The 23,685-nt window shown below is 54.2% G+C and carries 20 protein-coding genes and 2 pseudogenes; 11 read left to right on the forward strand and 11 right to left on the reverse strand.

Going from position 1 to position 23,685, the window contains the following annotated elements; genetic code table 11:
* The first annotated feature begins 25 nt into the window (after positions 1–25).
* The 5 genes from ACYZT3_RS21255 to pabB all read left to right on the forward strand — a co-directional run bounded on the left by ACYZT3_RS21255 (position 26) and on the right by pabB (position 5,205).
* Positions 26–886 (forward strand): fumarylacetoacetate hydrolase family protein, encoded by an 861-nt coding sequence (locus tag ACYZT3_RS21255; protein WP_462030665.1) that lies wholly within the window; start codon positions 26–28, stop codon positions 884–886.
* A gap of 793 nt (positions 887–1,679) precedes the next feature.
* The gene (folD, locus tag ACYZT3_RS21260; RefSeq protein WP_462030666.1) at positions 1,680–2,579 is read left to right on the forward strand and encodes a bifunctional methylenetetrahydrofolate dehydrogenase/methenyltetrahydrofolate cyclohydrolase FolD; all 900 of its coding nucleotides are present in this window, start codon (positions 1,680–1,682) and stop codon (positions 2,577–2,579) included.
* Positions 2,580–2,590: 11 nt separating this feature from the next.
* Positions 2,591–2,842 (forward strand): hypothetical protein, encoded by a 252-nt coding sequence (locus ACYZT3_RS21265; protein WP_462030667.1) that lies wholly within the window; start codon positions 2,591–2,593, stop codon positions 2,840–2,842.
* A gap of 398 nt (positions 2,843–3,240) precedes the next feature.
* On the forward strand, positions 3,241–3,813 hold the full coding sequence (gene folK, locus ACYZT3_RS21270) for a 2-amino-4-hydroxy-6-hydroxymethyldihydropteridine diphosphokinase (RefSeq protein ID WP_462030668.1): 573 nt from the start codon (positions 3,241–3,243) through the stop codon (positions 3,811–3,813).
* A gap of 33 nt (positions 3,814–3,846) precedes the next feature.
* On the forward strand, positions 3,847–5,205 hold the full coding sequence (gene pabB, locus ACYZT3_RS21275) for an aminodeoxychorismate synthase component I (RefSeq protein ID WP_462030669.1): 1,359 nt from the start codon (positions 3,847–3,849) through the stop codon (positions 5,203–5,205).
* A gap of 104 nt (positions 5,206–5,309) precedes the next feature.
* Here pabB and ACYZT3_RS21280 read toward each other — a convergent pair.
* The 6 genes and pseudogenes from ACYZT3_RS21280 to ACYZT3_RS21305 form a co-directional block, all read right to left on the reverse strand.
* Positions 5,310–6,169 (reverse strand): annotated as a pseudogene (locus tag ACYZT3_RS21280) (NADP-dependent oxidoreductase); the annotation flags it as partial.
* A gap of 66 nt (positions 6,170–6,235) precedes the next feature.
* Positions 6,236–7,222: an acrylyl-CoA reductase (NADPH) gene (gene acuI / locus ACYZT3_RS21285; protein WP_462030670.1), complete on the reverse strand. Its 987-nt coding sequence runs from the start codon at positions 7,220–7,222 to the stop codon at positions 6,236–6,238.
* Positions 7,223–7,699: 477 nt separating this feature from the next.
* Positions 7,700–8,599: an alpha/beta fold hydrolase gene (locus ACYZT3_RS21290; RefSeq protein WP_462030671.1), complete on the reverse strand. Its 900-nt coding sequence runs from the start codon at positions 8,597–8,599 to the stop codon at positions 7,700–7,702.
* Positions 8,600–8,767: 168 nt separating this feature from the next.
* Positions 8,768–9,769, reverse strand: coding sequence for an NADP-dependent oxidoreductase (locus tag ACYZT3_RS21295; protein ID WP_462030672.1), 1,002 nt, complete (start codon positions 9,767–9,769; stop codon positions 8,768–8,770).
* A 9-nt stretch (positions 9,770–9,778) separates the two neighbouring features.
* A complete protein-coding gene (locus ACYZT3_RS21300; protein ID WP_462030673.1) occupies positions 9,779–10,237 on the reverse strand; it encodes a DUF2147 domain-containing protein in 459 nt (152 codons plus the stop codon).
* 107 nt (positions 10,238–10,344) lie between these two features.
* Positions 10,345–10,731, reverse strand: a complete 387-nt coding sequence (locus ACYZT3_RS21305; RefSeq protein ID WP_462030674.1) for a hypothetical protein — start codon at positions 10,729–10,731, stop codon at positions 10,345–10,347.
* 191 nt (positions 10,732–10,922) lie between these two features.
* Between ACYZT3_RS21305 and ACYZT3_RS21310 the strand changes: the two genes are divergently transcribed.
* A complete protein-coding gene (locus tag ACYZT3_RS21310) occupies positions 10,923–11,606 on the forward strand; it encodes a TetR/AcrR family transcriptional regulator (protein WP_462030675.1) in 684 nt (227 codons plus the stop codon).
* A gap of 127 nt (positions 11,607–11,733) precedes the next feature.
* Here ACYZT3_RS21310 and ACYZT3_RS21315 read toward each other — a convergent pair whose 3' ends face one another.
* Genes ACYZT3_RS21315 through ACYZT3_RS21330 form a run of 4 tightly spaced genes read right to left on the reverse strand, consistent with a single transcriptional unit; the run spans position 11,734 to position 16,906 of the window.
* A complete protein-coding gene (locus ACYZT3_RS21315; protein WP_462030676.1) occupies positions 11,734–13,446 on the reverse strand; it encodes a GMC oxidoreductase in 1,713 nt (570 codons plus the stop codon).
* A 53-nt stretch (positions 13,447–13,499) separates the two neighbouring features.
* Positions 13,500–14,969, reverse strand: coding sequence for a class I adenylate-forming enzyme family protein (locus ACYZT3_RS21320; protein WP_462030677.1), 1,470 nt, complete (start codon positions 14,967–14,969; stop codon positions 13,500–13,502).
* A gap of 39 nt (positions 14,970–15,008) precedes the next feature.
* Positions 15,009–15,935: an alpha/beta hydrolase gene (locus tag ACYZT3_RS21325; protein ID WP_462030678.1), complete on the reverse strand. Its 927-nt coding sequence runs from the start codon at positions 15,933–15,935 to the stop codon at positions 15,009–15,011.
* Positions 15,932–16,906: an enoyl-CoA hydratase/isomerase family protein gene (locus ACYZT3_RS21330; protein ID WP_462030679.1), complete on the reverse strand. Its 975-nt coding sequence runs from the start codon at positions 16,904–16,906 to the stop codon at positions 15,932–15,934. Before ACYZT3_RS21330 ends, ACYZT3_RS21325 begins: the two co-directional genes overlap by 4 nt.
* Positions 16,907–17,142: 236 nt before the next feature.
* Between ACYZT3_RS21330 and ACYZT3_RS21335 the strand changes: the two genes are divergently transcribed.
* The 4 genes and pseudogenes from ACYZT3_RS21335 to ACYZT3_RS21350 form a co-directional block, all read left to right on the forward strand.
* Positions 17,143–17,991, forward strand: a complete 849-nt coding sequence (locus ACYZT3_RS21335) for an SDR family oxidoreductase (RefSeq protein WP_462030680.1) — start codon at positions 17,143–17,145, stop codon at positions 17,989–17,991.
* Between the two features lie 174 nt (positions 17,992–18,165).
* Positions 18,166–18,843 carry a Crp/Fnr family transcriptional regulator gene (locus ACYZT3_RS21340; RefSeq protein ID WP_462030681.1) on the forward strand — a complete coding sequence of 226 codons (678 nt, stop codon included), beginning with the start codon at positions 18,166–18,168 and terminating at the stop codon, positions 18,841–18,843.
* A gap of 958 nt (positions 18,844–19,801) precedes the next feature.
* Positions 19,802–21,076 carry an outer membrane protein transport protein gene (locus ACYZT3_RS21345; protein ID WP_462030682.1) on the forward strand — a complete coding sequence of 425 codons (1,275 nt, stop codon included), beginning with the start codon at positions 19,802–19,804 and terminating at the stop codon, positions 21,074–21,076.
* Between the two features lie 208 nt (positions 21,077–21,284).
* Positions 21,285–21,389: pseudogene (locus tag ACYZT3_RS21350) on the forward strand (AbrB/MazE/SpoVT family DNA-binding domain-containing protein); the annotation flags it as partial.
* 252 nt (positions 21,390–21,641) lie between these two features.
* On the opposite strand, the gene ACYZT3_RS21355 reads toward ACYZT3_RS21350, so the two are convergent.
* Entirely contained in the window at positions 21,642–22,679 is a 1,038-nt protein-coding gene (locus ACYZT3_RS21355) for a GGDEF domain-containing protein (protein WP_462030683.1), read from the reverse strand.
* A 474-nt stretch (positions 22,680–23,153) separates the two neighbouring features.
* Between ACYZT3_RS21355 and ACYZT3_RS21360 the strand changes: the two genes are divergently transcribed.
* Positions 23,154–23,462, forward strand: a complete 309-nt coding sequence (locus tag ACYZT3_RS21360) for a hypothetical protein (RefSeq protein ID WP_462030684.1) — start codon at positions 23,154–23,156, stop codon at positions 23,460–23,462.
* The last annotated feature ends 223 nt before the right edge of the window (positions 23,463–23,685 follow it).

The raw sequence follows: 23,685 nt of genomic DNA on the forward strand, positions 1-23,685 counted from the left end.
CCTGCGCCAAAGAGGAGAAAGATACATGCGTATTTGTCGTTTCAACAACAATTCCCTAGGCTTGGTTTTGGGGGATGAGATTGCCGATGTGACCTCCGTGCTTGCGAATGTGGGCACCGTTCCGAATTGGCCATTGCCAACAACAGGTGATTGGCTAATCCAAAATCTCGAAATCCTGAAGCCGCAAATTCTTGAGGCGTCAAAAACCGCAAAACGTATTCCATTGAAGGACGTTGCCTTCCTGAGTCCCGTAGCGAACCCAACAAAAGTCATTGCAGCGCCGGTAAACTATCTCGCTCATCAAAGTGAGGTAAACCAGGATAAAACCGTCAACTTTGGCACTCAGGTCAAGACGATTGAGACCGTGGGCCTCTTCCTGAAGGCAAACTCTTCTCTCGTTGGCGTATCTGAGGGGGTTCGGCTGCGTGAAGATGATCGTCGCCATGACCACGAAGGCGAATTGGTCGTCATCATCGGCAAAGTGGGCTATGACATCCCTGAGGCAGATGCTCTGGATTATGTCGCGGCCTATAGTGTCGGTCTTGATATGACCGCGCGTGGACCGGAAGAGAGGTCTCTGCGTAAGTCTTGCGACACTTACTCTGTTGTGGGGCCTTGGCTGACAACGCCCGATGAAGTCTCTGATCCAGACAATCTTGAATTGCATCTGACCGTAAATGGCGAAACTCGACAAAAGACAAATACCAACCTAATGATTTACAAGACCCGGAAGCTGATTTCTTATGCATCAAGCTTCTACACTCTCTATCCAGGCGATGTACTATTTACCGGCACTCCTGATGGAGTGTCGAGAGTCTATGCCGGTGATGAGATGTATGTTGAAATCGAATCGGTTGGTGAGATGACTGTGAAGGTCCTAAAGTAGTCTTCCACGGTGCGATTGACATAACAGCGTGTATACCTGCTTGGCGAAGACTCCCAAAAGAGGAGCCTTCGCCTTGTAGTACTGTCTAAATAGACCGCTGGATATATAAATTTCAGTTTGGCTTCTTCAACACCTGCAAGCTTATTTTTAGCGCCAAGCATGATTGCTTTGGGAATGGCTCATAAAAAGTTTGCAGAAAAATCTGAGGCTATATGGCCTCAGACTAGGCTTGCGCCTACGCGCTCAATCCTGAAGTGCTTGTACTGCATAATGATCGGATCGACAAATCTCATGTCGGTCTATGACGTGGGTGTGACTAATCGCACAGAGGCTGATGGCATGGCTGTCGCTCGGATGTCGGCGCTTGTCGCTGACGTAATGAAATCGTTGCTTTCAGGTGTCTTCACAGTGGCCGAAGATGAACTGTTCCGCGGGCTATTCAGGCGCAAACACCTCAGTCGATTCGCTTGGAACCTTCGTCACTGCGGGCATTGCACGGCCGGACTTCATCGTGAATAGCGGCCAAGGTCTTGTCCATCTGAACCGTCACGGTCTGCGCAACAAGCTGTCCCTAGCAGCTCATATGGCGAGGACGACCGGTGGCGAATTTGTCCCGCAGGATTAGTTCGAGCGGTTCATGGAACGTGGCAAACCGCTTGTAGAGACCGACTAAATCACCACTGCCTTCCGGGCCATCAAGGTATCCCCTTCGACCGCTGTGGACCGGACTGCTAACCCAGTTTGCTTGCGGACAACGACCGCGGCATTCCCTAGATGTTGAGGTAAGTAGTTGATGAATAATTTATTCCAGGCTGAACGGATCGACGGTAAAGGCTTCGCCGCTAAACTTGTCGAACGACTCGCCGACGACGTGCGCTCAATTAAGACCAACACAGGACTGACACCAGGGCTGGCGGTCGTATTGATTGGTGAGGATGCTGCCAGTGGGGTCTATGTTGGTGCAAAGCACCGCCAGACCCTGGCGGTCGGCATGAACTCCTACGTACACCAGCTACCAACTGATACCACACAAGCAGAGCTAATGGCACTGCTGGATAAGCTCAATGCAGACACTGCTGTAAATGGCATCCTCGTGCAGTTACCTCTACCTGCGCACCTTGATACTAACGCTGTGATCAATGCCATTGACCCAGACAAGGATGTGGATGGATTTCATATACTGAACGCCGGTCGTTTAGCGACTGGGCAAGATGCGCTAGTGCCGTGCACCCCCCTGGGTTGTCTGATGATGCTCAAAGACCGACTCGGCAGCCTCGCTGGTCTGCACGCGGTGGTCGTGGGCAAATCCAACATCGTCGGCAAGCCCATGGCACAGCTCTTGATGGCCGAGAGCTGCACTGTCACCGTGGCGCATTCAAAAACCAAAGACATCCCCGCACTCTGCCGCACAGCAGACATCCTCGTTGTCGCTGTAGGTCGCCCCGAGCTTGTAAAGGGTGACTGGATCAAACCTGGTGCAGTCGTAATCGACGTGGGTATCAACCGAATTGACCGCGACGGACGCTCCAGGATTGTGGGTGATGTTGCATTTGATGAAGCAGGGCATGCCTCGGCAATTACCCCAGTTCCAGGCGGCGTCGGCCCGATGACTATCGCATGTCTGTTGGCCAATACAGTTACAGCATTCAAGCGTCAGCACCACGTTACCGATAAAGCAGCAGTTGCCGTTTAAGGTGATCTCAGATGAACAAAGCTAATAATAAAGTACTCCCAGTTACCTCTCCGTCGATCAGGCGCGTAACCGCTGATAATACTGCTTTTTTATCTGAGCATTGCTGCAATACCCGCGATATTGCTCAATTTGACGTTTCGTTGGAACCAGATCTTGAGATTCAGGTACTGGCACGTGCACTTCATGCTTACGTGCAAGGTCGTGTTTTCCTAAATGATACCAAGGCGGATTTTCCTGGCCTCGCCAAATTCGTATTCGTCTGAAGCTATCGGTTGATCTTATTTTCTTAAAACACAGCAAAGACTACAAAATCCTAGAGGATTGGCAAAACCTCGAGACGAAAGCACCTCCCTACAAATATTTTCAAGCCGATGCTTTATTCACAAAAAATGAACATTACTAACCAACAATCCATGAACATAATTTAAAGCTTCGGCTCCTTATCATCATGTTCAACGCTGCGCTAATAAAAACAAGGTGCGAGGCATACCAATGCAAGAGTCCACATGATTGTTAGGCGTGCTATTCGGGTCTGGTGTCTAATTATTTTTCATTATGAAAGTCCGAAGGTCATGCCATTGAAGGCGCCAATACTATCGCCTATTTTATGCCACAAGGAAATGCGTCATTAAATAGGTTTCAGATCAGCGAGTCAGGCTCCATGAAAAACCACACAGTCTATCTCGGCCTAGGCAGCAATGTTGAGCGCGAAACACATCTTGAAATCGCTTTGAAAATGCTGGAAGAGCATCTGAAAAACATCCGTTGCTCACCCGTTTATGAAAGTATCTCCTTAGACGGTAATCACCCGCCCTTCTACAACCTCGTAATCTCTGCAACCACGGATTTGGATTTAAGGGGACTTGTCAGATGGCTCAAAGGAATAGAGCACCTGCATGGTCGCAGAAGCTGGAGGCAGCGGTTGATCTCACTCGACATCGACCTGCTCCTCTTTGACAATTTGAATGGCAGGTTTGATGGCATCCAGCTACCCAGGGCCGAAATTCTTACCCGTTCCTTCGTGCTTTACCCTCTGCAGTTACTTGCACCAAATCTTCATCATCCCGGATGCGACGTCACCCTTGCAGAACTATGGCTCAATCGTCGACCGGGCCCGTATCTAATGCCAGTTCGGTTCCCCTTCGGCAATTCTCCTTTTCCACTCGTTGGGTCGAGCATCTCTGCTGGAAAAAACAAGTCGGTACAGCCGCCTGCAGCTCAGCTGGCCAGCTGAGTCTCTTACTAACTCACTTCAACGGAGTGCTGCATGCTACGTTGCCACGTACACGCGTTACCCTATCTCGCCGACCCTACGATCTACTTTTCTCTCATACGGCATGCTCCGGGGGCAATCCTTCTCGACTCGGGACGCCCCGCTTCTCAACGAGGCCGTTATGACCTCATGAGCGCCTGGCCGATCAAGCACCTTCAGCCACTAGATGGCGAATCACACGCACTGTTTGCTGATCGGTTGAGATCTGCGTTGGGGCAGCTGGGGTCGGCAGAGCTGTCGGCAAACCTTCCCTTCGCCGGGGGGCTGATGGGCTATTTCTCCTATGACCTAGCGCGAAGAATTTATAAGCTTGAGTATCCGGCCACTGATGACCTCAACCTCCCTCATGCACAGATAGGTTTGTACGACTGGTCGCTCACCTCTGATCACAGTGAAAGAACGAGCCAACTTGTTTTCCACCCTGCAGTCAGCCAAGAAGACCGTCATCGAATCATCAAGGTATTTGAATCCGCTATATCGCAGCCCCTTCAAATCCGAGGCTTCAAGCTAACCGGAAAATTTACGCAGAACATTACTTATGGCCACTATGAAAAATCCATAAGCAAGATCCATGAATATATCCAAGCGGGCGACTGCTATCAGGTCAATTATACCCAACGCTTTCAAACTGAGTATTCAGGCGAACCCTGGACTGCCTACCAAATCTTGAGAACCCGCTGCGCTACACCATTTGGTGGATTTGTAAGCCTTAATTCTGAGAACGCCATATTGAGCTTTTCGCCAGAAAGGTTCGTCAGATGCGAGCAGGGGCTGATAGAAACCCGCCCTATTAAGGGAACAGCCCCTCGGGGCAATACAACATCGGAAGACGCATCAAATGCCCTGGCCCTTCGGAACAGCCTTAAAGACCGCGCTGAAAATCTTATGATCGTCGATTTGCTGAGAAACGATCTGGGCAAAAATTGCCGATACGGCTCAATAACGGTGCCCGAGCTGTTCACCATTGAGAGCTACCCCAGTGTTCATCACTTGGTCAGCACCATCCAAGGTGAGATTGCTGAAGGCAAAGATGTCATCGATGTGCTGATGGACGCCTTTCCAGGCGGCTCAATCACCGGTGCGCCGAAACTCCGTTCCATGCAAATCATTGATGAGCTGGAAGAGTTTCAGCGAGGGATTTACTGCGGATCGCTATTGTACATCGACACGAGAGGAGAGATGGATAGCTCCATAGCCATTCGAACACTGCTAGCCAAAGATGACCTTCTAACCTGCTGGGGAGGAGGAGGAATCGTTGCAGATTCAGAGCCGGGTAGTGAGTATCAGGAATCGGTGACCAAGGTAAGAAACCTTATGGATTGCCTTGAACAGCATTTCTTCATGAGAGATTGAGTGGGTATTGTCAGTTTGACACGTAACTTTGCGGACTTTCTGGCAGGAGCTGTTGCCGCTGACCGAAAACTGACCCAGTAAAGGCTGTTCTGCCGACTGAAAACTAGTTGATCGCCATCGGGACGCACGAACAAAAATGAATAGGTGACCTTTCGTTTTTTCGCAAGTCGCAATATCTTGCGGCTTATCAAACCAAATACGAACGTAAGGAAGAAGTTCAGGCGCCTGGCGCGAGCGAATGCTGCATCCAGCGGACCAATGAGGGAAACAATTACTGCTCCCGGCTTAAGAATGCTGATCGATTTCTCAATTGCGTCACCTCTGAGAGTACCGAGCACTACGTCATAATCACGCAAGACACTCTCGAATTCCTCCTTCTTGTAATCGACCACCTCATCTGCACCAAGGCTGCGTAGCAGTTCCACGTTGCCCGTGCTGGTGGTCGTACCCACCTTGGCACCAAGGTGATTCGCCAACTGGATCGCGAACGAGCCAATACCGCCGGCCCCCGCGGGGATGAAAACCTTCTGGCCGGCGCGAAGATTGGCGCGCTCTTTCAATGCCTGCCATGAAGTGAGCCCAACCATCGGGATAGACGACGCTTGCACAAAGTCCAGATTGGCCGGTTTAAGCGCTGCAGCGCGCTCTGGAACCACCGCGAACTTAGCGATTGAGCCGGTACCAAGTTCGAAAATGCTGGCGAAGACGGCATCACCGGGTTTGAAGCGAGTCACCCGGCTGCCCACTTCAGTCACTACTCCCGCCAGATCACTGCCCAGCACGGCCGGCAGCTCTAACCGCAGAACTGGTTTGAAGATCCCTGTCGGAATCATGTTATCAATTGGATTAAGGCCCACCGCGTGAACCTGAACCAGCAATTCGTCAGGCTTTAACACCGGGAGAGGCACGTCCGCGAACCCAATCTCGGGTACTTGCCGTAACGTTTGAAGGTGAGCGCTTTCATACTGGACTTTCCATCTTTAACGAATACTCGAAAACTCAATAGTGGCTGCATCGCTGCGACACACTGTCATGCGTTTACGTCGACGACTGTGCGCCCCCGAACCTTGCCTTCAAGGACCCGATCGGCTATTGCGGGGACTTCCGCCAGGCCGATCACCTGCGTCGTCCGTGCCAGCTTGCCGAGATCCAGATCTGCGGCCAGACGCGACCACGCCTGCAAGCGCACCTGCTGCGGCGCATTGACCGAGTCGATGCCTGCCAGCGTCACGTTGCGCAGGATGAAGGGCAACACGGAGGCCGGCAAATCAGTGCCCTGGGCGAGGCCGAAGGCCGTGACAACGCCACGATACTGAGTCTGTGCCAGTGCGTTAGCCAGTGTATGGCTGCCTACTGAATCCACGACGCCTGCCCAGCGCTCCTTGGCGATGGGCGCCCCCGGTTCAGAAAGCGTGCGACGGTCAATGATCTCGGCAGCGCCCAGAGCGCGCAAATAATCGGCCTCTTCGAGGCGCCCGGTCGATGCAATCACACGGTAGCCCAGGCTCGAAAGTAGCGCGATCGCCACGGAGCCAGCGCCGCCATTGGCACCGGTCACCAGGATGTCACCACTCTCCGGCGTCAGACCACCATGCTCGAGCGCTAGCACAGCCAGCATTGCGGTGTAACCGGCAGTACCAATAGCCATTGTCTCTTTAGTCGAAAATACTTCCGGGACCTTGACCAGCCAGTCACCGCTGACACGAGCCTTTTGCGCGAAACCACCATGCCAGGTCTGGCTTAGTCCCCAGCCATTGGCCAATACACGGTCACCGGCTACGATGCCAGGATAGGTGGAGGTCTCGACGATGCCCGCGAAATCAATACCCGGAATCAAGGGAAACTGACGGATTACCGGAGACCGACCACTGATAGCCAGTGCATCCTTGTAGTTCACGTTTGAATATTCGACCACTACGGTGACGTCACCCGGCATAAGGTCCTGGTCGTGTAGATTGACCAGGTTGGTCGAGATCGCGTCGCCCGTCTTGGTAGCGAGCAGTGCTTTGAAGGTCATGATGTTCTCCTGTTCAAGTATGGGGGCGCTATTGATGCTGGATCAAAATACTGACTAACGCTGATACGAGCGGCCTGCCCATTTCCTAAGGAACATCAATGCTCGATCAGGGACAACGTCGCGCGCAGAAGTGCTGAAATCGAACTGCAGCTTTACATGGCCGGCCTCTTACAACTCGCTCGTCGTCCGCATCGTGTCGAGTGATGCAATGGGGGGCAAAAGCCGCCGTTGGTCAACCGACACTCTTAATGATTTCATCAATGTGGGTAACCACGAGCCGCTGCATTTTTTAGCTAAGGCAAGCGACTCGAGAATGTGTTCGAATCGCGCTTTTCGAGCTACCGACTGCCCATCTTTATGATTACGATAGTAATCATAAGAGCATTGAGAGAGCAAGAAATACCCCATTAATTCTTCGTCGGCACAGAGCTGCTATTTGTCCACGCGAAGGGGTTGTATCGCGTTTCGACTCGAGGCCTATGGCAACACGTGAAGTGGATGTCGCGTGATGAAATTATCCAAATACCTTACGACTTCGGTCGGCGTGGAGTCGGGAAAGAAATGACCACCTGGAATTGCGGCAGCTTCCATGGTCGTACAACGTTCATACCAGGTAGCGGGAATGTCGTAGTGCCGGGCCATCGCTCCTGACGCTCCGTAGAGAATCTGCGTGGGGGCCGCAATACGTACTCCTTGATCAATCAAGTCGTCCTCGAAATCGACCGCCAGGGTAGCGCGGTAGTCGTTGCAGTACCCGGCGATCGTCATTGGATCTCGCCATGATTGCCGGTACGCCGACAGTTGCTCTGCATTGAAGTCCTCAGGCCCGGCTGCGCCCCACCCGAAAAGACAGCTCTCGAAGAAGAAATCAGGATCCGCCTCGATCATCCGCTCTGGAAATGGCCCCGGCTGGGCCAAAAAAAACCAGTGCCAGTAGCTTTGCGCGACGTCCTTGCGCAACTCCGTCAGCAGCACTGTCGTTGGCACAATGTCCATCAGCGTTACGCTGGCTACCGAGTCAGGGTGGTCGAGCGCCAAGCGATGCGCAGTCCGAGCGCCACGGTCGTGGCCTACGAGATGGAACCTTTCATGCCCGAGTGCACGCATAAGTGCCAACTGATCCAAAGCCATCGCCCGGAACCCATAGTTCACCAAGTTTAGCTGGGCCGGTGGTTTACTCGACGCGCCATATCCGCGCAAATCAGCGCAAACGACCCGACGGCCCTGCGCGACCAACGCTGGTGCGATCTGCGCCCAAACTGCCATGGTCTGCGGAAAGCCGTGAAGCATCAGCAGAGGTTCGCCTTCACCTGCAACGACACAGGCGATTTCAACTTCGCCTACTTTGATCTGATGACGCGTGAAGCCTTCAAACATTAGCCTTCCTCCTCACAAAGAATGCTCACAGCCCGCTTCCTCGAATCGCCTCCCTTCGAAGCAGCGACCCTTTATCAAGCATCCCCCCCGAATAAGATGCCGCCCTTCAATGACCCGCGCGAGTTCCGCTCCTTATAGTCGACGGTCGAGTTATATCAATCTTCGACGTTATTTAACCTTAACGATGACCTTGCCTTTCGCCCGACCTGTTTCAACATAGGCCAAAGCATCCGGGGTCGATTCGAATGGAAAGATCCGATCCACAACTGGGCGTATGACTCCAGAATCGATCAGTGCGGTGATCTCACGCAATTGCTCACCGCTTGCTTTCATGTAAAGGAATGAATAACTGACGCCCCGACGTTTGGCTTTTTTCCTGATTCCGAAGCTCAATAGGCGCATGACAAATTTCAGGAACCAGGACAATCCAGCGCTTTGCGCGAAGTCAGCATCCGGCGGCCCTGAGATTGAGATCAGCTTTCCACCTGGCTTAAGCACACCTAGCGATTTCTCCAGTGTCTCTGTGCCCAAGCTGTTCAAGACCACATCGTAATCGTGCAGGACTTTTTCGAAATCGTCTTTGCGGTAATCGATTACGACATCCGCACCAAGGCGCTTCACCCATTTGACATTCGCCGTGCTCGTTGTCGTCGCTACGATCGCCCCTAGATGCTTCGCCAGCTGAATGGCCAGTGTTCCCACACCACCGGAGCCCGCATGGATAAGCACCTTTTGGCCTTTTTTCAGGTTCGCTTTTTCGACCAACGCCTGCCATGCCGTCAAGCCAACCAGAGGGATCGACGCTGCCTCCTCCATGGTGAGACCTTTCGGCTTGATCGCCAACGAGCCTTGATTGATCGCAATGAATTCTGCGAATGCACCGATTCGATCATCATCTGGCCGTGCATAGACTTCATCGCCGGGCTTGAACTGCTGCACTCGTGAGCCAACCCTTACGACGACCCCGGCTAAATCATTACCCAGGATGAGCGGCATGCGGTAAGGCAAAATCATCTTGAACTCGCCGTCCCTGATCTTTAGATCCAGAGGGTTCACACCCGCCGCATGGATCTGGACTAAAACGTCATCTTTGCCCAATTCTGGTTCCGGCATTTCAGTTGCCCGTAACGCAACTTTTTTTCCGTAGCGATCGATAATGAAAGCTTTCATCGTGCGTCCTTATTCCTGCCGTACCCAAGTCTGTGAGCGCCCCAGCACCGGCACACCAATGTAGCCGCGCACGCTGAGCTTTTTACCGTTGTCGGTCAGCTGGACTTTACTGCTATAGACCTTTCCGTTGTCCGGATCGAGTATTTGGCCATCGGTGTATTCTTCGCCGTCCTTTCGCAAACCGGTCAGAATGGTTAGGCCAACAATCGGCGCGTTTTTGTTCACGCCTTCACATTTCACGCACTTAGGATTCTGAGATTCGCCAGGGGTTGGAAACGCTTTTTCAATAACGCCTTTCAGAACGCCGTCGGATTCGGTGATTCGAATCAACGCCCTCGGCTTCCCACTGACGTCGTCTATGTTTTGCCACAGACCAACGGGCGAATTATCGTCTGCCCAAAGTGCAGATGACATGACTGCGGTTGCCAGGGTAAGCCCGAATACACCTGTTTTGCTCAGAATACGCATTGCCTGATTCCTCATGATTGAGAGTCTCTTAAGTAACGGCTTGATGCCATTTTTCGGGTTGTGAAATTGGCCTTATGGCTGATGGCTAGCGGATTGCGCTATCGGTTCTAAAAATCGCTTTTTGAGGCACGTGAAACGTAAAGGAACGCAAAGATGAGCGCGACTTCGATGAGAACGGCGGACAGGATCCCAAAGCCAACATTACCCATGGCAAGTTCGAATATGCCAAGGACGGCGAGTATCAAGCAGGTCACGACCAACCCGGTGACCAACGATGAGCGGGCCGAGGATGGCCCCGTATTTCTTGCTGAAAAAAACATAACTCCTATCCCCGCATACAACGCAGCCCCCCGACGTCCGACTACCCCGACGGACTCAGTGAAATCCACGCCCCAGCTTGCCAGCAAAAAACCGGGTGCAAACGTCCAGGTGAAGGCCAGAGCGAAGAACAGGAATGCTGAAAGGGTGGCGAGATTTTTGAAGTTAGCTTGCATTGGAAGATCCTAAAGTATTGTTTTCCGTTGTGGATGGACCAAGCGTGCCACCCTCCGCGCTTTACCGTTTTCGAGATCCACGCCTGAATCCCTTGGAGTCGATTCCCTATCAATCCCGCTAGCTCTCCAGGCGCCTGAGAAAATAACACTGTTATTTGATAAACATAACTCCGTTATGGCACTATTGCAATATGACCTCTGAAAACTCACTACCTAATGCCCCCTCTCGCCTTGTCGAGGCGACCATCCGCGTGCTTGCGACTAGCGGCCCGTCCGAAGTCAAAGCGCGCTCGGTATCGAGTGAAGCCGGCCTCTCGACGATGGGCGTTTATACTCACTTCGGTGGCGTGCCTGAGCTTCTACAGGCGGTCGCTGACGAGGGATTCAAGCGGCTGGCAGCAGCCTTCAAGGGCGTGCCGGTTACGGATGATCCGATAGCAGACTTATGTGCAATGGTCCTGGCGTGCCGAGACCTGGCACGAAGCAATCCTCATCTGTACGACTTGATGTTTGGCCTTTCGATTGACGGGAGGTATAGCCCCTCACGAGGGACCATAACACCCATTGCAGATGGACAATCCGAAGCGTTCAAGGCGACATACGCGATTCTGGTCGATGCGTGCGCTCGCTTGGTTGATGCGAAATGCGTCCGCAAAATCGATCCTGCTTTCATCGCACCGCAGCTATGGAGTGCTGCGCATGGATTCATCATGCTCGAGCTCGCCGGTCACTTTGCGAGCACAGCCAATCCTGCCTCAGAGATCCTGGTAGCGACGTGCAACAACATTGTTGTCGGCTTTGGAGCGAAGCGCCAAAGAGTGGAGGCTTCCACCGCTGGCGTATTTGAGAGGTGCGCAAGCACGCCAGGCGTTTGAAAACCGCGCAACCCTGCAGTAGCGCGGTGCGAACGGTACTTCAGTTCATGTACTCATGCCGGTCGGCATATTCAGATGAGGGTCAACCGGTTCGTTCATTAGAAAAGTGACCGGTCATGATGGATGCTCACTTGCGGAGCAGGAGCGGGATCTGTATCGAGGCCGCACGCGGATCATCTGGATGGCTCGGCGCGACATTGGACTGCCTCGTAGCCACCGCTTCACCTCCTCCATGATTACCGTTGATATTGCCCTGACGGGCGTCCGGTATCTGCGCCATTGCGTACTCGGCAAGTGCCGTGATGGTCAGCGCAGGATTGACCCCGGGATTTGCAGGCATCGCAGCGCCGTCACAAACCAACATGTTTTGATAACCAAAAACGTGCAGGTTCCGATCAATCACGCCGCTTTTAGCATCGGCACCGATGACGGCGCCGCCCAGTACATGGGCTGTTGTTGGAATATTACCCAGTGCTTCCATTACGTTGCTCTGAGCAATGCCGCCGGTATGCCTGGCCAGCCATTGAGCGGCCTGATTACCCATTTCAATGTACGTCGGATTTGGCTTGTCGCGATTCTGTTCTGTGACGAGGCGGTAGCCGCGGCCCAGCCAACGCTTGCTGGGGCGGAGTGCGATCGCATTGTCCAATGCCTGCATGACGAGCAGCATCACCATGTGTCGGCTCCAGCCCCATGGCCACAGTGACTTCAGCCATCGTACCGGGTGCAACACGATAGTCCCCAGCCACTTCAGCGGCCGCTTCACGCGACCACCCTTGCCGACCAGCAGAGTGCAGAGCAGGCTAAGGAAGTCGGCGTTGCGACCGTAGGTGAGAAACTCGATGTGAGTATCCTGATCGACGTGCACACTGCTGCTGGCAGTGACGTCGTACCAGGTTTTACGGTCCTCGGGCAGGCGCACGTTCAGAACCGATTCGCTGTTGGTGCGCACCAATTCACCAAGACGATCGCTGACCCGGGGCAGCGAGCCGCCGTGTTTGCAGTTGGCCAATAATTCGTTGGTACCGAGAGCCCCGCCGGCGAAGATAATTCCTCGTGCGGTATACGTCTCACGGTCACGGAAGAACCAGGCGCCGGGACGCTGAGTGGTCACGCGGTAGCCTTCACTGCCATCGGCTGCCCCAAGCGGGATCACATCAACGACCTCGTGCTCTGCCAATATCTGCACACCGCGTTTCTCTGCGAACCACAGGTAGTTTTTCACCAGCGAGTTCACAGCTCCGACGCGGCATCCGACCATACAGGCGCCGCAGCGTATACATCCCGTGCGGTCAGGTCCTTCCCCACCAAAATAGGGGTCCTTGACAGTCTTGCCCGGCTCGCCAAAAAAAACCCCGGTGGGTGCGCGAGCGAATGTGTCTTCGGTTCCGAAGTGTCGTGCCATCTCCCGGGCGAGTTGCTGGTTCGTCGAGTCAAAAGGCACCGTCTTTACCCCAAGCATGCGCTCGGCCGTTTCATAGTGAGGCTGCAACAGCTTGTCCCAGCGACCGAGTTCACGCCACTGCACGTTTTGGAAGAACTCTGGCTTGGCGCGATACAACACACCGCCATACACGGTACTGCCGCCGCCGACACCCGACTGACTGGGGAAGAAGACATGGCGAAACAGCGACATGCGCATAATCCCCTTCAAACCCAGTGCGGGTGCCCACAGGTACTTGTTGAACTGCCAAGCCGACTTGGGAAGGTCTTCGTCACGATAACGTCGGCCGCGCTCGAGCACCGCCACGCGATAGCCTTTCTCCACGAGGCGCAGCGCCGAGACGCTGCCGCCAAATCCCGATCCGATTACCAGCCAGTCGAAGTCTGCGCTTTTCATAGTGTGTCCCCTTCTACGTGCCAATTACTTGCCGCCTAATGTCCACGAGGTAGTTACTTGTCAATTGGCCCGCACTCGGTCCACATCTTCCGTAACTTCAGCTTGTCCACCTTGCCCACGGCGTTCTTTGGCAGGCTGTCAATAATGTTGATCGTGGAAGGTCTTTTGTAACGCGTCAGCCGGTCGGTACAGTGCTCATTCAAAGCCGACTGGGTACCTGTGAATTGCGAACGAAACGCGACGTAGGCAACAACAATTTCACCGAAGGTCTCGTGGGGGACACCGATCACTGCTACTTCGAGAACGCCTGGAAATTCGAACAACGCATCTTCGATCTCCTTCGGATAGATGTTCTCGCCACCGCGAATGATCATCTCTTTAAGGCGCCCGACGATAGCCAGATAACCGTCCTCGTCGATCCGACCAATGTCGCCAGTGTGTAGCCAGCCATCAACGATGGTCTTCGCTGTTTCCTCGGGTTTCCCAAGGTATCCGCGCATGACGTTCGGGCCTTGCACCAGCACCTCGCCAATGGCGCCCTGCGGCAGATGCATACCGCTCGGATCGGCGATTGCAATGTGTTGCCCGATGAAGGGCAGTCCGACAGTACCGACCTTGCGCACGCCGTCGAAGGGGTTGATGGTCGAAGCGCAGGTACCTTCGGACAGCCCATACCCCTCAAGCAGCGGAAAACCGAAACGAGCTTCAAATTTTTTAAGTAGTTCCGCCGATGCAGGTGCCGCGCCGCAGATGCCATACCGAAGACTGGAGGTATAGGGTTTGATCTCACGGGGTAATGCGTTAAGCATTGCGTAGATGGTTGGCACTGCGGAGAAGTACGTGGGCCGAAGCCACTCGACATCCTCAAAAAATGTTTCGATGTTAAAACGCTTCCTGATCGTCACCCGGCCACCGCTTAATAGCGGAATAAGAGTACTTACCAAAATGCCGTTTACGTGAAATAGAGGCAGTATCAATAAACAATGGTCCGTTGCCGTGACCTTTAGCGAATGCCGGCCCATTTCCGACATGGCTTCAATATTGGCGTGATCGAGCATCACGCCCTTCGGCAAGCCGGTGGTGCCACTTGTATAGATCAGGAGTGCCAGTGCGGTAGGCTCTTCGAAAGGTACGCCGGTGTAGACCGCCCCACTTTCCAGAGTCGATACAGGCAGGGACAACACGCTTGTGACCACCGCTTCGCCACTGGTATTGATGAGCAGCTTCGCCTTTGAATCAACCAGTTGATGGGTTGCTTCCTTACTGGTAAGTGCAGGATTAATAGGCGTGATCGCCGCCCCCAGACGCCAGGCGGCGAACATCGCCACCACAAATTCGACCTGGTTGGGCAACATGATGGCGACGACATCTCCGACACCGACACCCATATTCGCGAAGACTCCCGCCGCGGCGAGGATTCTGGAGTGAAACTGCCGGTTAGTCAGGTTGCTGTTGTCGTCAGCGACACACAGAGCATCGGGCTCCGACGCCGTGCGTAAATCTGAAAGCTTGGAAAAGCACATTATTGTTGTTCTCTCTTAAAAGTGACGGAAACGCTCGAATCAATTGGCTGAAGATCCAAGTAGATGTTTCGTCAGGAATTGGGTCTGATCCGCCACCAGCTCTTCGAACGCATCGCCCATGTAGAACTCGAAATGCCCAGCGCTATAAAGCCTCGTTTCTCCATGCGGCGCTCTGCGCACCAAGGCGATCGTCTGATCTGCCGGCGTCACAGTGTCAGTAGTGCTGACACAAAATAGAATTGGGAACTTCACCTTCGCGGCGGAGCGTCCGGGTCGATACGTAATGATCTCCGGGAGCACCCGCGCTGCGACGTGATTGATGAACACCATCCCTTCTGGCATCAGGGCCAGGTAACCCGGCAGGGCGTCATGGGCATTCATTAAGGCGGGCTTACCGGGAGCGGCAGCGATGGGCACCATCACTGGCGGGCGACCCAGCAGCTTGGCTGCAAAGTCACGCAGGAGGACCGGGGTAACCTGCAGCGATCCCTTCACACCCAGTGCGGCTGCCGCAGCCAGACCGTCGGTAAAGGGGCACTGGCTAATAGCTGCCAGTAACTCGGGATGTCGACTGGCCACCGTGATGGCATGCCCTCCCCCAAACGAGCTTCCCCATACGGCAACCCGGCTTCCATCGACATCCGAGCAGCCTTTGACGAAGTCCAGCGCCGCATCCCAATCAGCAAGTTGCCGCTTCACAGACATCAGTTGCCTGGGCCAACCACCGCTGTCTCCAAAGTAACGGTAGGTGAAGGCCAATGTAGCAATTCCCGCAGCGGCGAACCGCTCCGAAAAGGCGTCGAGACGCATCTCGCGAACCGCACCGAGTCCGTGACCGAGTACGACAATCGGAGGTTTCTCTACCCCGACCGGCAGGTAGAGCCAAGCCGAACAGTAGGTTTCGCCCGAGTCAAAGCGGATGTCCTGGCGAGTGACTTGATAGGGAAGTCGCGACGCTTGATTCATTTCTTGCCTCCTCCGTTTTGCAGGGGCAAAGAACCTTGCTCAAGGGTTTGCTCGAAAATGGCCGGGTTGTAGAACGGCACGCCACCGTCGCGATCGGTGCGCTCAAGGTATTCGACCATTAGCAATTGCGCAGTCTCAGAAGGCGAGATCTTGATGAATTCGGTGCGCTCCATGTGCAACCCCTCATCGAGGGTGGCTGATCCGCCCAAGTACACAGCCCGCTTAATAGCCTCAATGGCGCCCCTAGGTCTGGAGCCCAGATACCGGGCCAGCTCAATGGCTCGATCAAGCAATGCATCCGGAGCAACCACTTCGTCGATATAACCTATTTCGAGCGCTTTCTGTGGCGACACCGGACGGCCTTCGAGCATCAGCATAAGAGCTCGATGGGCACCTACCAGCCGTGGTAATCGCTGAGTGCCCCCGCCGCCGGGAAGGATTCCAAGAAGCACTTCTGGTTGCCCGATGAAGAAATCCCCATCCGCCATCAGGCGGACGTCGCAGGCTAGCGCGAGTTCGCTGCCAAGCCCCAGCGCAGACCCATTCAGAGCGGCGACGAAAATGACGCCGCTTCGGTTCATCCGTAAAAAAGTGTCGTGCAGCTTGTCAAGCTGCATCCCGCCCTCTAGCGGTGTCAGAGACGCAGCTGCCGCCAAAGGCGGAACACCGCGAACGGTCTTTGCGGTTCGAGCAATCGCCGAGGCAACAGTGCGGCCGACCTGCGGGATGCTCTTCCCACCTTCTTGCAACCAACGAACGTCTGCGTGACCGATGAATCGCTCAGGGTGAGTTCCGGTGAGCACCACCGCTTTTACCGCAGTATCGGACTCTAGCTTATCCAATAGCTGCGAAAGCTCATTGGCCATGTCCAACCCCATCAGCCCGTGTGGACCTCCATCCAGCCGCGCTATCAACACAGCGCCACGGGACTCCATATCGAGGTACTCAGGCGGCGTATGCATCTTCGTCATCTCTTGGATCCTCTGGTGATAAGCCTGGAGAGCAGGTCCGCGCTCCATCTGTAATGTCCACCTCGTAACAGCAATCAGTTCTGCTCGGGGGCAACCGCCGACTCAAAATCAATAACACTGTTATTTGCGAAACATAACACTGTTATAGTATGGTCGCAATACGGCCATCCCCTGTACGCGTTTTTTGATGACGACGATGGCCTTCGCTGACACCGGCACCTGAGGGAACCAAAGAAATGAAACCGCATATCACTGTGGTGCAGAGCAATCGAGCCGCCAGGAATCCGTACGAGTTGCCTTTTTCAGAATGGAGGCCTGCAATCCTCGTCACAGGCGCGGCCTCCGGAATCGGTCGTGCCTGCGCTGAGTTGTTTGCGCATCGCGGATGGTTTGTGGGTCTATACGATATTGATTCAGAGGGTGTCGCAGCGGTCGCTGCGACCTTGGGAGAGGGCAACGCCGTCTCCGGCACTCTCGACGTCAGCGATCCTGCGGCATGGGCGCGAGTGCTTGCGGAGTTCTGGACGCAAAGCGGTCGGCGGCTCGATGTGCTGTTGAACAACGCAGGAATTCTCTCTGCAGGGCAATTTGAAACCGTCCCGTTGACCAAACACCGCGCGATGCTCGACGTGAACGTTCAAGGAATGATTACCGGCTGTCACAGCGCCTTCCAGTACCTTCGAGATACGTCCCGCTCACACGTCATCAATATGGCCTCAGCCACCGCTATTTACGGCCAGCCGGAACTCGCAACTTACTCGGCCAGCAAGTTCGCCGTGCGCGGATTCACCGAAGGACTCGACCTCGAATGGAGAAAGTTCGGCATCCGCGTGAGCGACATCTGGCCAAGCTTCGTAAAGACCGCAATGGCTGACGACTTCGGCCGCATCCCCAGCGCCAAGTCGCTGGGCATTCGGCTCACTCCGCAGGACGTCGCATCGACCGTATGGACTTGCGCAACAGCGAAACGACGCATTCACAAAACCCACTGGACTGTCGGTATGCAAGCGGGATTCCTATCGTTCGCTACACGCCTGGCGCCTCCAGCCCTTACCCGATGGATAGTCCAACGCATGTCGAGATAACAGACGAGTTTACGACTCTCGAAAACGGACCAGGGCGAGACATTAGAAAACACGACCGACCAGACCTGGCCCCATAGGTGGACTTAGTGTCCCTGGGGCCATCCGATCGGGAAATGGTGCTCCCCGTCCACCAAGATCTCGATACAAATTGCCAACGATGGAGCTGCCAACAAAATGAAAGGCTTCAACTGGATCGATGAACTGAGCCCTCAAGTGCGGGACTCCATTCTACGTTGCGCTCATCCAAAAACCGTTGCCGATTCGAAGATCCTGTATCAAAGCGGCGATCGAGTAACGGAGGTTTTTCAGATCGTTTCCGGAGCCATCCGCAAATGCATCCTCACCGAGGACGGCCAGGAGGTACTGCTCTACGTTTATGGACCTGGCGATATAGTTGCTGATGCTCCGGTGACTGATGATGAGCCCTCCCCCGTCACACTGACGACGCGGGGAGAAACCAGATTGAGAGTCTGGTCGGCGAGCGACCTGAAACTGCTCAGGGAGCAGCACCCTGAAATCGAAACGGCGCTCGCCTGCCAGATCAACCGTCGCTTACGGGTAGCACTTCAGTTGATCGAAGAGCTGCTAACTTTGCCGGTCGCGGCAAGAATCGCGTCCCGCTTCGCTCAACTTAGTGATCTGCAGAAGCCTTCTGATAAAGGAGTCGATTTACTGCTCTCGCAGGTAGATATAGGTCTCATGGTCGGAAGCACACGGCAAAGCGTCAACCGAGTGGTCAACGAACTGAGAGGACTGGGCCTGATAGAACCGCTCTACGGCAAGATAACTATCAAGGACCTGCCAGGACTTAACCGTTACGTTCGAGAACATCACCGCTCGAGCGAACGTTAGCTTACGCAATGTAATCTGGAAAACGTTTACCCAGTCACAATAAGCAACACACCTAGCCCCCTAAGTGCGCACGGTGAAAAGCATGGGGGCGCCTGCTCCCGACCACCGTCGTATGCCCGAGTTCGACGTGACCGAACTGGCCCAGCGGATAGTCTGGCCGTCTGGCATGTATGGATGCAGGCCCGTCAATTCCATATCTACATGGATGCTCTCGGGACCGATGGTAGAAGATCCTAGAACTCCATGATGTCTACCGGAAGACGTTGTTGTTTTTTCGACCATCACTCCGTTGTAAGAGGTCCAAACCCTCAGAGGCGAAACGAAAAATAGCTCACACAATGTAAACTGGAAGACGTTTCCTCTGGATAACGCACTCTACCATCAACTCCGTAAGCGCCCTTGTCATAACAATAAATCAGGCGCTACCGGAGAACTCTTATGCATCCACGAACACTCGCCAACATTTCGCCTCCCCTCGTGCCACCGACGCCTCATCACCCAGCCCTTGCTTACATAAATTGCCGCGCTGACTACGCCGCAGGCCGACATGATAGTCAGATTACGCATGGTCTGACTGCTGTGATAATCCACGATCTAAAACCTAAGGTGATGCTCGACCACGACGATAAGCACTTTCACTCCCCTCCTCCATTTCCTCATCTTGGGCGCAGACAGGCCAAGATCGGGCCAACGCATAAGCTGGCCCTATTGATGATCACCAGTTCATCCACCCGCCCCCCTTGCGTGGCAAGAAAAAACTTTCTGGTGGAAGCGTTGCCCGCCGATCTGCCAATGCCGCTATCGCTGATCTAGCTCCCCTTTTTAGTGTGTTGGGAAGCATGAAGATGAGCACTTATTACGGTTATAGATCCGCTTCGTTACACCTGTGCATGACGGAGAAAGCGATCGCCCCAAACTGGTGATGAACCACGCTGTCACCCTGATCGGAGTAAAAGCAGTGAACAAGATTATTCTCCAAAGCACTTTCGCACTGACCGCCTGTGCGCTTTGCACCACCGCTGTCGCCAACGGCCTGGCCCTCAACGAGCAAAGCGCCAGCGGTGCCGGCACTGCCTATGCAGGCCGCGCCTCAACGGCGCTGGATGCCAGCACTGTCTATGGCAACCCTGCCGGCCTGAGCAAGCTTAAGCGCACCGAGGTCAGTGGTGGTTTTGCAATAGTCAGTCCCAAGGTCAATATCAGTGACGCCCAGAGCAGCGCCTCGGGCAGCAACAAAGGCGACTCAGTACCATTGGTTAAAGTGCCTTTCGGTTACTTCTCTACGCCGATCAATCAGGACTTCACCTTCGGAATGGGCATTTATGTTCCCCACGGTTTGATCAACGATTATGAAAGCGGCTTTCAGGGTCGTTATCACGGTAGCTATAGCAAGGTACAAGTGATCACGTTGCAGCCAACACTCGCCTATCGCATCAACGAGCGCGTCACAATCGGCGGGGGCCCAACCATCAATCGCATTGACGGCAAGCTACAGAACGATCTGGCCACGGGTGCATTGAATGCCGGAAAGGACACCCAGATCACTATCAAAGCCGACGATACTGCGCTCGGCTACAACCTTGGGCTGATGGTCGATCTGAGTGACGCTACCACCTGGGGCATCACTTACCACTCCAAGGTCGACTATCACCTCAAAGGCCACACTGAAGTGAGCGACTCTCCGGGCGCATTCGGCCTTGACGGCAAGTATAAGACCTCGATGGATGCGACCCTCCCTGAGTCAGTAAATACCTCTTTCACTCATCGCTTCAACGAGCGCTGGACTGGTTACCTCGGTTCCACCTGGACGCGCTGGAGTCGTCTACCAAAGCTCGAAGCACACAATAAGGGTGTTCCACCGCTCGGTCAGCAACTAGGCTTCAACACCATTGGCGAAGAGCTGAATTGGCACGACACCGTATCGGTTGCATTGGGTGCCTCCTATCAACTTGATAAGGAGTGGGTGCTGCGTGCAGGCTTCGCTTACGATCCGTCACCGACCACCAACTCAGACCGGGAAGTACGCATTCCCGTAGGCAACCGCCGAGCCCTGACCCTGGGAGCCGGCTACTCGCCCAACGCGGATCTCACCGTCGATCTCGCCTACGCCTACCTGTGGGAAAATAGCAGCTCGGTTAGTCAGCCCAACACTTCCGGACTCCAGCCAGCCTACAGCGCCAAGTACGAAAGCAGCGCCAACGGCCTACTGGCGCAACTGACTTATCGTTTTTGAGGCCAGCGCAATGCTCCATCTGACGTGGACTGGCTCTTGATGAGCAAGCCCATGCCCGCGTCCGACCCGCCAGGTGCAAACCAGATCCCATCACAAGAGTAACGAGGTCAGACATCACCGAAAGCCGCCCCATGGTAGTAGGTGATGTCGTCGGCCAAGCAATGACCAATTAAACATAACTACATTTTTCGTATAGCATTTAAACTATACGCGCTGCCTAGTCCTATCAAAGAAGCCTCAAATCACGGATCGGATAGACGAGCTCACTGAAGCCTGGAATAGCGAACAGCGCGGCAGCCTCGAAGAAAAATGAGGAGCCATAAAATGCTTCGCTGAACCAGAACATTAGGCCGAACTTCAGAGTCCTCCGCCAAGCCGGGAACGCATACCTGGACACATCACCTGAAGGCGCGAGATCGAGCCGGGCTTAAGCTCGAAGGAGCGACCTCTCCATTGACGTCATTCACACCACAGCTTAGCTATGGCTGCCATTCGGAATGAACGCGAATCGAATCACCATATCCTGTGGAGCTAAGTGAACGCAGCGTGAGTCCGAACGCCAGTTTCAGTTCACTCGGTTGCGCCCGCTGCGCTTGGCTAGATAGAGCGCATCATCGGCCCGAGTCAGAAGGCTTTCCACATCGTCACCCGCTTTGGCGAGGGCGACACCAAAGGACGCAGTGACAGTGTCCAGCACCTCATCCGTGCCACGAACCTTGATCCGCAGCGCCTGAATCTTCAGGCGCAGCTGCTCAGCCAAAGTATGAGCATTGGTGAGATCAAAACACTCTTGAAGGACTACACAGAACTCTTCACCACCATAGCGTGCCGCCAGGGCTTGAGGCGGGATTGTGTTCCGTAACACCTGACCAACATGCTCAAGTACGCGGTCGCCCAAAGGATGGCCATACCGGTCATTGAACTGCTTGAAATGATCGATATCCAGCATGACCAATGCCACCCCATGAGGCGCGTTGATCAATGCATGCTCCAGCAAGCGAGTGAAGGTAGCTCGGTTCAACACCTTAGTCAGACCATCCAAAGATGCAGCCAATTGGGCTCGCTCGAGTTTGTCTCTCAGACTCTTAATTTCATTCTGCGCTGAGTGCAGCTGGGAGAGGAAGAGCTCTTGCTGATCCTGCATGACCTGAGTGCTTTGTTGCAGCTCACTCAGAATGGCGGGCAACCTCTGGTCGACCGGCTCGGCGAGCATTTCCATGCAATGCCCAAGACTGGCTTGAAAGTTGGCACTGCCATTCACGCTACGCGAGACATTACGCTCCATATCGTCAACCAGATTGATCGCTTGTTGTTGCCCTGCCCGCGCCTCCTCCAATTCGTCACGAATGATGTAGTCGCGAAAAAGCTTCGTAGCGGATTCTGGAGGGAAACAATCGAAGTCTTTGACCACCCTGTCCAGATGGCGATTAAGCTCTGGCTCCTGACCTTTGCTGTAGGTGTACCAAAGCGCATAGTGCACGGGATTTGGTGGGATGTTGTGACGCACCATCAGTGGTACGGCCTGCTTCAGCAGAGCCGCCGCCTCGCGGGAATCCTCCGGATACAGCGTTAGGGCACTCGCACGCGTCTCTGATTGGCTCATAACGTCACTGTAGTTGGTTTTATTGGCATATATGAAGTCGGGCGCAGCATATCCTACGTACACCAAGCGGCCATACATAATGTATGCCTACTACCTGTTGGATTAGCTATAGACCGAACTTGACTACAGTGATTTGCTGATGAAATAGCCCCAGGTATCAGCTAACGCCATCGGTTGGTTTACCCACATAGAGGCCAACACCAATGATCAGCACGCTGGAATCGAAAAGGCATCGTAGCTTTGTACACTCTCACTGCCTGCGTTCCTGTGGATGTCGGAATCATCCCAGGCATGTACCCAATTTGACACGTTCGCCGTGATGGAAGAAATTGATGATCCGCCTCTTCTCTTCGACCTGAAATCCTGCGGCTGTATTTGCAGCCCAAATTTTCGACACGATCGATTGGATGTTCCCCAACCAGCCACTGACCCAGCCGATTACTGGGTGCCTGGTTTCCTAATAGGAGTGACAAATTGCTGACTCGGCCAGACAAAGATGCGCTACGTGCGATGCTGGAATCGCAAGTTCAAGAAAAGCTACAGCATGACCCTGACGCGGTAACGATTTATGCAGCACAACCTGAACCCGAACGAAAGCCATACACCAGTAAGCCCACGGTTCAGGACAAGGCGTTTCACAAGGAGCTCGAACAGATGCGTGTGGATGCTGAAGTTGGTGTGCTTCATAAGCCGGTACCCGCACCGATGAACGATTGCGGGCCTGACCTAATGCTCAATGATTACCCGGGCTTAAGACACGCAAGCTTTCCATCAAATCAATGATAAATATTTGTAGTCGATCCTCGTTCATCTACCACCAGCGCTACTTGTCCTTGACTCAAACAAAGAATAACTTGAACACAAACTCCCCTCTCAATGCCCGCGAGGTCTACCAGGTTCTAAGGGACGTCTCCCTTGGCATACGCACCATCCAAACGACGCCGGCAACGGCGCGAGGGTAGTCGAGGGCAATCTGTACGTGATGCGCTCCCCGCGATCGTGCCCG

The organism is Pseudomonas sp. MDT1-16, assembly GCF_054898115.1.

Coding starts and splice junctions, on each gene's coding strand:
- ACYZT3_RS21255 (WP_462030665.1), top strand. CDS start 26: ATGCGTATTTGTCGTTTCAACAACAATTCCCTAGGCTTGGTTTTGGGG.
- folD (WP_462030666.1), top strand. CDS start 1,680: ATGAATAATTTATTCCAGGCTGAACGGATCGACGGTAAAGGCTTCGCC.
- ACYZT3_RS21265 (WP_462030667.1), top strand. CDS start 2,591: ATGAACAAAGCTAATAATAAAGTACTCCCAGTTACCTCTCCGTCGATC.
- folK (WP_462030668.1), top strand. CDS start 3,241: ATGAAAAACCACACAGTCTATCTCGGCCTAGGCAGCAATGTTGAGCGC.
- pabB (WP_462030669.1), top strand. CDS start 3,847: ATGCTACGTTGCCACGTACACGCGTTACCCTATCTCGCCGACCCTACG.
- acuI (WP_462030670.1), bottom strand. CDS start 7,222: ATGACCTTCAAAGCACTGCTCGCTACCAAGACGGGCGACGCGATCTCG.
- ACYZT3_RS21290 (WP_462030671.1), bottom strand. CDS start 8,599: ATGTTTGAAGGCTTCACGCGTCATCAGATCAAAGTAGGCGAAGTTGAA.
- ACYZT3_RS21295 (WP_462030672.1), bottom strand. CDS start 9,769: ATGAAAGCTTTCATTATCGATCGCTACGGAAAAAAAGTTGCGTTACGG.
- ACYZT3_RS21300 (WP_462030673.1), bottom strand. CDS start 10,237: ATGCGTATTCTGAGCAAAACAGGTGTATTCGGGCTTACCCTGGCAACC.
- ACYZT3_RS21305 (WP_462030674.1), bottom strand. CDS start 10,731: ATGCAAGCTAACTTCAAAAATCTCGCCACCCTTTCAGCATTCCTGTTC.
- ACYZT3_RS21310 (WP_462030675.1), top strand. CDS start 10,923: ATGACCTCTGAAAACTCACTACCTAATGCCCCCTCTCGCCTTGTCGAG.
- ACYZT3_RS21315 (WP_462030676.1), bottom strand. CDS start 13,446: ATGAAAAGCGCAGACTTCGACTGGCTGGTAATCGGATCGGGATTTGGC.
- ACYZT3_RS21320 (WP_462030677.1), bottom strand. CDS start 14,969: ATGTGCTTTTCCAAGCTTTCAGATTTACGCACGGCGTCGGAGCCCGAT.
- ACYZT3_RS21325 (WP_462030678.1), bottom strand. CDS start 15,935: ATGAATCAAGCGTCGCGACTTCCCTATCAAGTCACTCGCCAGGACATC.
- ACYZT3_RS21330 (WP_462030679.1), bottom strand. CDS start 16,906: ATGACGAAGATGCATACGCCGCCTGAGTACCTCGATATGGAGTCCCGT.
- ACYZT3_RS21335 (WP_462030680.1), top strand. CDS start 17,143: ATGAAACCGCATATCACTGTGGTGCAGAGCAATCGAGCCGCCAGGAAT.
- ACYZT3_RS21340 (WP_462030681.1), top strand. CDS start 18,166: ATGAAAGGCTTCAACTGGATCGATGAACTGAGCCCTCAAGTGCGGGAC.
- ACYZT3_RS21355 (WP_462030683.1), bottom strand. CDS start 22,679: ATGAGCCAATCAGAGACGCGTGCGAGTGCCCTAACGCTGTATCCGGAG.